Annotated in this window: 7 protein-coding genes and 1 pseudogene; 7 read left to right on the plus strand and 1 reads right to left on the minus strand. The window is 69.9% G+C overall.

Annotated elements, in window-relative coordinates:
* Positions 1-80 precede the first annotated feature (80 nt).
* The 7 genes and pseudogenes from ABZX30_RS24880 to ABZX30_RS24910 all read left to right on the plus strand — a co-directional run.
* A pseudogene (locus ABZX30_RS24880) lies at positions 81-3,176 on the plus strand (alpha-amylase family glycosyl hydrolase); the annotation flags it as partial.
* Positions 3,177-3,219: 43 nt separating this feature from the next.
* Positions 3,220-3,411, plus strand: a complete 192-nt coding sequence (locus ABZX30_RS24885; protein ID WP_355937090.1) for a hypothetical protein — start codon at positions 3,220-3,222, stop codon at positions 3,409-3,411.
* A gap of 392 nt (positions 3,412-3,803) precedes the next feature.
* Positions 3,804-5,093, plus strand: a complete 1,290-nt coding sequence (locus ABZX30_RS24890; protein WP_355937076.1) for an extracellular solute-binding protein — start codon at positions 3,804-3,806, stop codon at positions 5,091-5,093.
* A 133-nt stretch (positions 5,094-5,226) separates the two neighbouring features.
* Positions 5,227-6,222: a sugar ABC transporter permease gene (locus ABZX30_RS24895; RefSeq protein WP_355937079.1), complete on the plus strand. Its 996-nt coding sequence runs from the start codon at positions 5,227-5,229 to the stop codon at positions 6,220-6,222.
* 12 nt (positions 6,223-6,234) lie between these two features.
* A complete protein-coding gene (locus ABZX30_RS24900) occupies positions 6,235-7,152 on the plus strand; it encodes a carbohydrate ABC transporter permease (protein ID WP_355937082.1) in 918 nt (305 codons plus the stop codon).
* Between the two features lie 83 nt (positions 7,153-7,235).
* Complete coding sequence (locus ABZX30_RS24905; protein ID WP_355937084.1) at positions 7,236-8,900, plus strand: glycoside hydrolase family 13 protein; 1,665 nt, start codon at positions 7,236-7,238, stop codon at positions 8,898-8,900.
* Between the two features lies 1 nt (position 8,901).
* Positions 8,902-9,990, plus strand: coding sequence for a LacI family DNA-binding transcriptional regulator (locus ABZX30_RS24910; RefSeq protein WP_355937086.1), 1,089 nt, complete (start codon positions 8,902-8,904; stop codon positions 9,988-9,990).
* A gap of 18 nt (positions 9,991-10,008) precedes the next feature.
* On the opposite strand, the gene ABZX30_RS24915 is transcribed toward ABZX30_RS24910, so the two are convergent.
* Positions 10,009-10,521, minus strand: a 513-nt coding sequence (locus ABZX30_RS24915; RefSeq protein ID WP_355937088.1) for a C40 family peptidase, incomplete at its 5' end; no start/stop codon positions are given.

Below are 10,521 nucleotides of genomic sequence, written 5' to 3' on the forward strand. Positions count from 1 at the left end.
GCCCCACCGGTGCCGGGCGGTCTGGCGCACCGCCGCACGGCGGTGGCCCCGTCCTTGCCCGCAACCGACATCCCGAGGAGATGCGTCACGTGGTCGGCAGCCCCTTACACCACGCAACCGTCCTGGCCGCCGCGCTGCTCGCCACGGCGCTGTCACCGCCGGCGCCCCCGGCGGCGGCCGACGAGCAGCCCCCGCCCCCGGCGGACGCACGGCTCGCGCGGCAAGCGGCCCGTCCGGCCGCGAGCAGGGAACAGTTCTACCTGCTGCTGCCCGACCGGTTCGCCGACGGAACCACCGCCAACGACCGGGGAGGCCTGAGCGGCGACCGCACGGCCACCGGGTACGACCCCACCGACAAGGACTTCTACCAGGGCGGCGACCTCAGAGGCGTCATCGACCACCTCGACTACATCAAGGGCCTCGGCACCACCGCCCTCTGGCTCGCACCGGTGTTCAAGAACAAGCCCGTGACGGTCCGCGACGGCAGGGCGACCGGCAACTACCACGGCTACGCCATCACCGACTTCACCCGGGTCGACCCGCACTTCGGCACCGAGGCCGACCTGTCGGAACTGATCGACAAGGCTCACGCCAAGGGCATGAAGGTCTTCTTCGACGTCATCACCAACCACACCGCGGACACCATCGACTACGCCGAGCAGCGGTACGGATACCGCAGCAAGGGCGCCTACCCCTACCTCGACACCGACGGCCGCCCCTTCGACGACAGCACCGGCATGCGGCCGACGGACGCGTCCGGCGCCCCGTACACCCCGCAGGTCTCCACCGACCCGCAGGACCGCAAGGTGCCCGACTGGCTGAACGACCCGTCGGTGTACCACAACCGCGGCAACTCCACCTTCGCCGGGGAGAGCGCGCTGTACGGCGACTTCCAGGGCATGGACGACCTGTGGACCGAGCGGCCCGAGGTCGTGCGCGGCATGGAGAGGATCTACGAGAAGTGGGCCGACGACTACGGCGTGGACGGCTTCCGGGTCGACACGGCCAAGAACGTCGGCATGGACTTCTGGACCCAGTGGGCCACCGCACTCGACACGTACGCGGCGCGGCACGGACACCGGCACTTCTTCCTCTTCGCCGAGGCGTTCTCGGCCGACGCGTCCATCACCGCCCCCTACGTCACTCAGGGCCGGCTCGACGCGACGCTCGACTTCCCGTTCCAGGCCGCCGCCCGCAACTTCGCCTCGCGCGGCGGGCCCGCGGCCGACCTCGCCCACGTCTTCGCGCAGGACTACCGCTACAGCACGGAGAAGACGAACGCCTACAGCCAGGTCACCTTCCTCGGCAGTCACGACATGGGGCGGATCGGCACCTTCGTCTCCCAGGACAACCCCGGCGCGAGCGACGCGGACCTGCTGCGCCGGGACCGTCTGGCCCACGAACTGATGTTCCTCTCGCGCGGCAACCCGGTGATCTACTCCGGCGACGAGCAGGGATTCACCGGCTCCGGCGGGGACGTGGACGCCCGCCAGACGATGTTCGCCTCGAAGGTCCCCGACTACCTGGACGACGACGAGATCGGCACCGACCGCACGGCCGCCTCCGACGCCTACGACCCCACGCATCCCCTCTACCGGGCCATCGCCGCCCTCTCCCGGCTGACCCGGCACCATCCCGCCCTGCGCGACGGCGTCCAGACCGAGCGCTGCTCCGAGGGCTCCGTGTACGCCTTCTCCCGCACCGACGTCCGCCAGGGCCACGACTACCTGGTCGCCTTCAACAACGCGGCCGAGGACAGGACCGTCACCCTGCCCACCGGCTCGGCCGACATGCCGTACCGGGCGCTGTACGGCACCACCGGCCGGCTGCGCACCGACGCCGACGGGAGGACCACCGTCACCGTCCCGGCCCTGTCGTCGGTCGTGTACGAGGCGACACGGCCGCTCGCCCCGCCCGGGACCGAGCCCTCCCTCACGCTCCACGCCCCGGACGCGGGCGCCACCGGCACCGTCGAGATCTCCGCCGAGGTCACCGGTGGCGGGCACAACCGGGTCGTCTTCGCCGCCCGGACCGGCGACGGTGCCTGGCGGACACTCGGCACCGCCGACCACGCCCCCTACCGCATCACCCAGAACATCGCCGCCTCGGTCCCGGCCGGCACACCGCTGCGGTACAAGGCGGTCGTCGTCGACAGCGCCGGCCGGACCGCGAGCGGCCTCGCCACGAGCAGCGCGGGCCAGGCACCGGCGGTCCCGAGACCGACGGCGCGACGCCACTGGGCGGTCGTCCACTACCGGCGCACCGACGGGGACTACGCGGGACTGCGGATGCGGACGGCCGACGGCCGCACGGCCGACTTCAGCGGCCGGGACGCCTACGGGGCCTTCGCCTGGTTCGCCCCGCCCGAGGGCGCCACCGACGTCTCCTTCACCGTGGAGAAGGACGGCACCGCCGACGGCCCCGAGCGCACCCTCGACTTCGCCGCGGCCCCCGAGGTGTGGACCGAGCAGGGCAGCACGACGGCGACCCGTACCCGGCCCGTGGACGCGTACCCGCCGCAGGACCCGACGACGGCGGTCATCCACTACCACCGGCCCGACGGCGACTACGACGGCTGGGGCCTTCACGCGTGGACCGGAGCGGCGCACCCGCCGGAGTGGAACGACCCCATCCGGCCCGTGCGCCGCGACTCCTTCGGCCTGGTCTTCGAGGTCCCGCTCACCGACCACGCGAACTCCCTCAGCTACCTCCTGCACAAAAAGGAGGAGAAGGACGTCCCCACGGACGAGAGCCTCGACTTCTCCCTCTACGGACACGAGGTCTGGCGGGTGGCCGGGGATCCCGCCTACCTCACGCCCTCCCTCGGTGGCGCCTTCGGCCTGGACCTCGGCACGTCGGCCGCGACCTGGCTGGACGGCACCACCGTCGTGTGGCGGGGTACCGGTGCCGGAGTCGCCAGTCAGCAGCTCGTGTACGCGCCGGACGGCGGCATCACCCTCCAGCACGGGTCCCTGTCGGACGAGGGCCGGTGGCTGCGCCTGACCCCCACTCGGCTCACCGAGGCCCAGCGGGCCGCCCATCCGGAGTTCGCGGACTACCAGGCCTTCACCGTCGACCCCCGCGATCGCGGCCGGATCACCGAGGCCCGGGCGGGCCGCCAGGTGGTCGCCACCCAACGCGGCGAGGACGGCGCCCTGCTCGGAGCGACCACCGTGCATCTGCTCCCCACCGATCCGACAGCGCGACCACCGGCTCCGGCTGGTTCCGTCGAAACCGACGGACGCGCAGAGGCCGGCGCACCCGGAGCCGGCCGATGACCCGGCGTTCACGATCGACCCCCGCGACCGCGACCGGGTACCGGCCGCCCTGCGCGCCCAGCTCGTCGCCACGCAACGGGCCGCCGCCGGGGCCCTGCCCGCCGCCACCGGAGTCCGTCTGCAAGAGATATGAAAGCTGCAGCAAGACACTGCACTCAATGACCTGACGTTCCCTCGGATGAGCCGGAAAGCGGGTATGCATCCCGGTCGGTCGCCGTCGTCCGGGGCCTGCTCACCGGGCACGGGGGCAGGCGGTCGTGAGGACGCAAGAGCAGCTCCACAGTGGATGCCTGGCCTCAACTGCACTTCAGCAAAGCGGCGTTGGCGCATGATCTCGCACAACCGTACCCGCAGATAACGAGGTCGTCACGCTCGCGAAATCGTCCGGGAATCTCACTGCAATGTCTTTCGCAAGGGATTGCAACCTTGTTATGTTCAACTCGCGCCCGGCGGCCGTCGGTTGGGACAGGCGGCAACCCCTGCCCTCTCGAGGGATGATCCGGGCATCCATCTCAAGGAGTTCATATGCGACGTCGCGTATCGATCGCCGCCGCGGTCACCGTGCTCGCCCTCGCCGCCTCGGCCTGCGGTGGCTCGGACGGTGGCTCGTCGAGCAAGCCGAAGGACCCCAAGGACATCTCCGGGACGATCACCTACTGGGACACCTCGGACGCCGCGACCGAAGCCCCGACGTACAAGGCCCTGGTCAAGCAGTTCGAGGCCAAGTACCCGAAGATCAAGGTGAACTACCAGAACGTCCCGTTCACCGACGTCGAGCAGAAGTTCAAGTCGGCCGCCAAGAGCGGCAAGGGCGCACCGGACGTCGTGCGGACCGACGTGGGCCTGATGGCCGAGTACGCCGAGCTGGGCTACATCGCCCCCCTCGACGGCACCCCGGCGCTGAAGGATACCGCCGACTTCAACTCCGTCCCGCTGAACACGGCCAAGTACAAGGGCAAGACCTACGGCGTGCCGTCGGTCACCGACACCCTGGGCCTGCTGTACAACAAGAAGCTCCTGAAGAAGGCCGGCATCGCCGAGCCGCCGGTCACCTGGGACGAGTTCATCGCCGACGCCAAGACCGTCAAGCGGAAGACGGGGGCCTACGGCACCTACCTGAACCCGGACTCCTACTTCCTGCTCCCGCTGCTCTACAGCAACGGTGCGGACCTGGCCGACCCGTCGGCCAAGAAGGTCACCATCAGCGACGCCGCCGCCGTCAAGGCGCTCACCGTCGCGAAGAAGATCAACGACGAGGCGTCGATGAAGGTCGACTTCGCGAACGCCTACCAGAACATGCAGACCGCCTTCAAGGACGGCAAGGTCGCCATGCTGATCCAGGGGCCCTGGTCGGTCGGCGACGACCTGACCGGCACGGCGTTCAAGGGCGACGAGGGCAACCTCGGCTTCGCGCCCGTCCCGGCCGGCGCCGGCGGCAAGGCACAGGCCCCGACCGGGGGTCACAACCTCACCGTCTACCAGGGGTCCCGCAATCTGGACGCCGGCTACCTGTTCGCGCAGTTCATGACGTCCACGCAGAGCCAGATCGCGATCGCCAAGGGCACCGGCACCCTGCCGACCCGCACGTCGGCCTACACCGCTGAGGTCACCGCGGAGCCCAAGATCGCCGGCTTCAAGCCGATCCTGGAGCAGACGGCGCGCGCCCGTGTCGCCCTCCCGCAGGTCGGTTCGCTCTTCACCCCCCTCGCCCAGAACTACGTGAAGATCCTCCAGGGCGACGAGTCGGTCAAGGGCGGCCTCGACGCCACCGCCAAGGAGTTCCAGAAGCTCCTGCCCGGCTACTCCATCGGCTGACCCGCGGCCGGAGCCGCCCGACGGTGACCGAAGGACACGCAGCCCCGGGGACCGACTTCCCCGCTGCCGCCCCGACCGGGGCTCCCCGGGGCTGCGGCACCACCCGACTTCGTCCGTGAAAGAGCCGATGAGTATGACGACCGCAACGAGCACCGGAAAGACCGACGAGACAGCACACGGCCACGGGACACCACGCGCACGTGGAACGGCGCTCAGGGGTGCATGGGAGAAGTACCGGTACGCCTGGGCCATGGTGGCCCCGGTCGCCATCGTCATCACCCTGCTGGTGCTGTATCCGCTGGGATACGGCTTCTACCAGTCGCTGACCAACGCGAACGAGTCCAACGTCGCCACCACCATCGGCGCCTTCCACCGCCCGGCCACGTACGACTTCGTCGGGCTCGACAACTACTGGCACATCCTGTCCGGCGCGGACGGTGACTTCTACCCGCGGCTGTGGTGGACGGTCGTGTGGACGGTGTCCTGCGTCGCGCTGCAGGTCGGTCTCGGCATGGCGCTCGCGGTGCTGCTCAACCGGAAGATGCGTCTTCGGGGCTTCTACCGCGCGATGCTGATCCTGCCCTGGGCCGTCCCGTCGTTCATCGGGGTCTTCGCCTGGCGGCTGATGCTCAACTCCCAGTACGGGGTGTTCAACGAGATCATCCAGGCGGTCGGCCTGCCCGCGCAGAACTGGCTCGGCACCCCCCTGTCCCAGAAGATCGCCGTCATCATGGTGAACGTCTGGATCGGCATTCCGTTCAACATGGTCGCCCTGCTCGGCGGACTGCAGTCGATCCCCAAGGAGCTGTACGAAGCGGCCGAGACGGACGGCGCCTCGCCCTGGCAGCGCTTCGTCAACGTCACGCTGCCGGGACTGCGGCCGGTGTCGAGCACCGTGGTCCTGCTGGGCTGCATCTGGACGTTCAACATGTTCAACGTCATCTACCTGCTGCTGGGCAACAACACCACCGGCGACACCGACATCCTCGTCACCTTCGCCTTCCACAAGGCCTTCAACGGGATCTCGGACTACGCGGGGGCGGCGACCTACGGGATCATCATCCTCGCTCTCCTGCTGGCCTTCTCGACCTTCTACCGCCGCAGCACGCTGAAGTCCGAGCAGGCGTAAGGAGCCATCGTCATGACCGCAGCAACCCATGAGACCGCCGCCACGCCCAGCGGCACCACCCCGCTGTCCGCCCCCGTCCCCGCGCGTCCCCGCAAGGTGCGCGGGCGGGAGGAGCGTGGCCCCGCCGCCTCGATCGCCCTGCACGGCACGCTGCTCCTCGCCATCGTGATCGCGGCCTTCCCCGTGGTGTGGATCCTGTTCATCTCCCTGGGGCCGAAGAACGCCTGGCAGCAGCCGAGCGAGGTGCTGAAGCACCTCAGCCTTCACAACTACGGCGACGTGCTGACCCATTCGGACCTGCCGCAGTGGTTCTGGAACACCGTGATCGTGGCGGCGGGCACCACGGTGCTCGGCGTCTTCCTCGCGGCGACGGCCGGCTATGCCGTGTCCCGGATGAGGTTCCCGGGCAGCCGGCAGCTGATGTGGACGTTCCTGGTCACCCAGATGTTTCCCAGCATCGTGCTGATCGTGCCCCTGTACCTGCTCATGTCCCAGCTGCACCTGCTGGACAACTACCTCGGGCTCGTCCTGGCCTATGCCACCACGGCGGTACCGTTCTGCGCCTGGATGATGAAGGGCTACTTCGACACGATCCCCAAGGAGATCGACGAGGCGGGCCGGGTGGACGGCCTCACCCCCTTCGGCACGTTCTGGCGGCTCATCGTGCCGCTGGCCAGGCCGGGACTCGCGGTGACGGCCTTCTACAGCTTCCTCACCGCCTGGGGTGAGGTCGCCTACGCGACGCAGTTCATGCAGTCCGACCACTACACCCTCGCCGTCGGCATCCGCACCTTCGCCCAGGACCAGCGGCCCGACTGGGCGTGGACCTCGGCCACCGCGATCATCATCACCATCCCGGCCGCCCTGGTGTTCATGCTCGTGCAACGCAGCCTCGTCTCCGGGCTGACGGCCGGCGGCACGAAGTCGTGACCGGCCCCACACCGGCCGGAACCCGTCATCTGCCCGGCGAGCAAGCACATCCGTCGTTACCCCCACGCCCCTTAAGGGATTCCATGACCCAGCACGTCACCGACACGGTTCCCACCGAAGCCCCCACCTCGGCCTCCGCGCGCCGGGAGTGGTGGCGCGACGCGGTCATCTACCAGGTGTACCCGCGCAGTTTCGCCGACAGCAACGGCGACGGAATCGGCGACCTGCCCGGCATCCGCGCACGGCTCCCCTACCTGAAGGAGCTCGGTGTCGACGCCGTCTGGCTCTCGCCGTTCTACGCCTCTCCACAGGCGGACGGCGGCTACGACGTCGCGGACTACCGTGCCGTGGACCCCATGTTCGGCACCCTCACCGATGCCGACGACCTGGTGCACGACGCCCACGCACTGGGTCTGCGGGTCATCGTCGACCTGGTGCCCAACCACTGTTCCGACCAGCACGAGTGGTTCAGGAAGGCGCTGCGCGAGGGGCCCGGCTCCGCTCTCCGGGAGCGCTTCCACTTCCGTCCGGGCAAAGGCGTCCATGGTGAACTGCCGCCCAACGACTGGGAGTCCATCTTCGGCGGCCCCGCCTGGACCCGGGTCACCGAACCGGACGGCACGCCCGGCGAGTGGTACCTGCACCTCTTCGCTCCCGAGCAGCCCGACTTCAACTGGGACCATCCCGCCGTCCACGACGAGTTCCGCTCCATCCTGCGCTTCTGGCTGGACCTGGGGGTCGACGGCTTCCGCGTCGACGTGGCACACGGCCTGGTCAAGGCGGTCGGCCTGCCGGACGTCGGTCACGACGGGCAGGTCAGGCTGCTCGGCACGCAGGCCGTGCCGTACTTCGACCAGGACGGCGTTCACGACATCTACCGCAGCTGGCGGCGCATCCTCGACGAGTACCCGGGTGAGCGCATCGCCGTCGCCGAGGCATGGACACCGACCGTGGAGCGCAGCGCCCTCTACCTGCGTCCGGACGAGCTCCACCAGGCTTTCAACTTCGACTTCCTGGGAACCGCCTGGAACGCGGCCGAACTGCGTGACGTCATCGACCGCTCGCTGCGCGCCATGAACTCCGTGCACGCGCCGGCGACCTGGGTGCTGTCCAACCACGATGTGGTGCGCCACGCCACGCGCCTCGCGGAAGGAGACGCGGCACGCGGCCTGCGCCGGGCGCGCTCGGCGACCTTGCTGATGCTGGCGCTGCCCGGCTCGGCCTACCTCTACCAGGGTGAGGAACTCGGCCTGCCCGAGGTCGTCGACCTGCCCGACGAGGTACGCCAGGACCCCGCGTTCTTCCGCAACACCGGCCAGGACGGGACCCGCGACGGCTGCAGGGTGCCGATCCCGTGGTCCGGCCAGGAACCGCCGTTCGGCTTCGGGGCCGTCGAGGGCGGGCCGAGCTGGCTGCCCCAGCCGACCGACTGGAAGCATCTGACCGTCCAGGCGCAGCAGGGTGATCCGACCTCGACCCTGGAGTTCTACCGCAGCGCACTCGCCGTTCGCCGCGAGTACTCGGCGCTGGGCGCGGGCCGTCAGATCACCTGGCTGGACAGCCCCGAGAACGTGCTGGCCTTCCGCCGCGACAGTGAGAACGGCTCCCTGGTCTGCACGGTCAACCTCACCGCCGCTCCCGTCGCGCTGACCACCCCCGGTGCACTGCTGCTGGCCACCGCCGAGGTCGAACTGGCCGCCGAGACGACGGTACTGCCCGGGGAGTGTGCCGTCTGGTGGGCAGTCTGACATGCGTCCCGTACAGTCCGTCCCCGTCACCATCCGGCTCGCCGACATCGCCGCGCAGGCCGGGGTGAGCGAAGCGACCGTCAGCCGCGTCCTCAACGGAAAGCCGAGCGTCGCGGCAGGCACCCGCCAGTCCGTACTGGCCGCCCTCGACGTCCTGGGTTACGAGCGCCCGCTGCGGCTGCGGCAGCGCAGCGAGGGCCTGGTGGGTCTCATCACCCCGGAGCTGGACAACCCCATCTTCCCGGCGCTCGCGCAGGTCATCGGGCAGGCGCTGACCCGGCAGGGCTACACCCCGGTGCTGGCCACCCAGACCCCCGGCGGCTCCACGGAGGACGAACTGACCGAGATGCTGGTGGACCGTGCGGTGGCGGGCATCATCTATGTCTCCGGACTGCACGCGGACACCACCGCCGACATGAGGCGCTACGGGCACCTGCGCGCCCAGGGCGTGCCGTTCGTGCTCGTGGACGGGTTCTCGGCGAAGGTACAGGCTCCGTTCATCTCGCCCGACGACCGTGCGGCGATGACGCTGGCGGTGGCCCACCTGGTCTCCCTCGGCCACACCCGGATCGGCCTGGCGGTGGGTCCCAAGCGCTTCGTCCCCGTCCAGCGCAAGATCGAGGGCTTTGTGCGGGCGCTGCAGGACCAGCTGGACCTGTCGTCGGAGGTGACCGAGTCGACGCTGATCCAGCACTCCCTCTACAGCCTGGAAGGCGGCCAGGCCGCCGCGGCGGCCCTCATCGAGCGGGACTGCACGGCGGTGGTCTGTGCCAGCGACATGATGGCGCTCGGAGCGATACGAGCGGCGCGGCAGCGCGGACTGGAGGTTCCCCGGGACTTCTCCGTCGTCGGCTTCGACGACTCGCCCCTGATCGCCTTCACCGACCCTCCCCTGACCACGATCCGCAAGCCGGTGCCGGCGATGGGCCAGGCCGCGGTGCGCACGCTGCTGGAGGAAGTGGCCGGAACGCCCGCGCCGCACAGCGAGTTCGTGTTCATGCCGGAGCTGGTGGTACGCGGTTCCACGGCATCGGCGCCGCACGGCAGCAGGATCGGCGTGCCGGCGCCGAAGGACCTCACATCGAGGTGACGGGGGAGGCGGGGCGGGTCAGACGCGGACGCCGAACATGAACGGGCCGCCGATGGTGTCCATCGACTCGTACCGCACGACCGTGCCGGTGCGGGGGGCGTGGAGGATCTGGCCGTTGCCCGCGTACAGGCCGACGTGGTGGAGGTCGTTGAAGAAGAAGACCAGGTCGCCCACCTGGAGCTGACTGCGCGTCAGGCGGGTGCCGATGCCGGTCTGGGCCTCGGAGGTGCGCGGGATGGAGACGCCGGCCTGGGCGTAGGCCCAGGAGGTCAGGCCCGAGCAGTCGAAGGAGGACGGGCCGGAGGCGCCGTAGACGTAGGGCGTGCCGATCTTGCTCTGGGCGGCGGCGAAGGCGGCGGCGGCCCGGCCGGAGGCGGTCGGGGTGTCGCCGAGGTCGACGCGCTGGGTGGAAGAGCGGCTGGCCCGCTCCTGATCGGCGGCGAGGGCCGCCTTCTCCTTGGCCGTCAGGGTGTTGAGCAGCTTCTGGGCCTCGGCGAGCTTGCCCTGGACTTCCTTCTTCTTCTTGCCCAG

It is taken from the genome of Streptomyces sp. NPDC004542 (assembly GCF_040610035.1).
GTDB lineage: Bacteria > Actinomycetota > Actinomycetes > Streptomycetales > Streptomycetaceae > Streptomyces.

Excerpts from the sequence above, each read along its gene's own strand:
- ABZX30_RS24890 (WP_355937076.1), top strand. The coding sequence starts at position 3,804 with ATGCGACGTCGCGTATCGATCGCCGCCGCGGTCACCGTGCTCGCCCTC.
- ABZX30_RS24900 (WP_355937082.1), top strand. The coding sequence starts at position 6,235 with ATGACCGCAGCAACCCATGAGACCGCCGCCACGCCCAGCGGCACCACC.
- ABZX30_RS24910 (WP_355937086.1), top strand. The coding sequence starts at position 8,902 with ATGCGTCCCGTACAGTCCGTCCCCGTCACCATCCGGCTCGCCGACATC.
- ABZX30_RS24905 (WP_355937084.1), top strand. The coding sequence starts at position 7,236 with ATGACCCAGCACGTCACCGACACGGTTCCCACCGAAGCCCCCACCTCG.
- ABZX30_RS24895 (WP_355937079.1), top strand. The coding sequence starts at position 5,227 with ATGACGACCGCAACGAGCACCGGAAAGACCGACGAGACAGCACACGGC.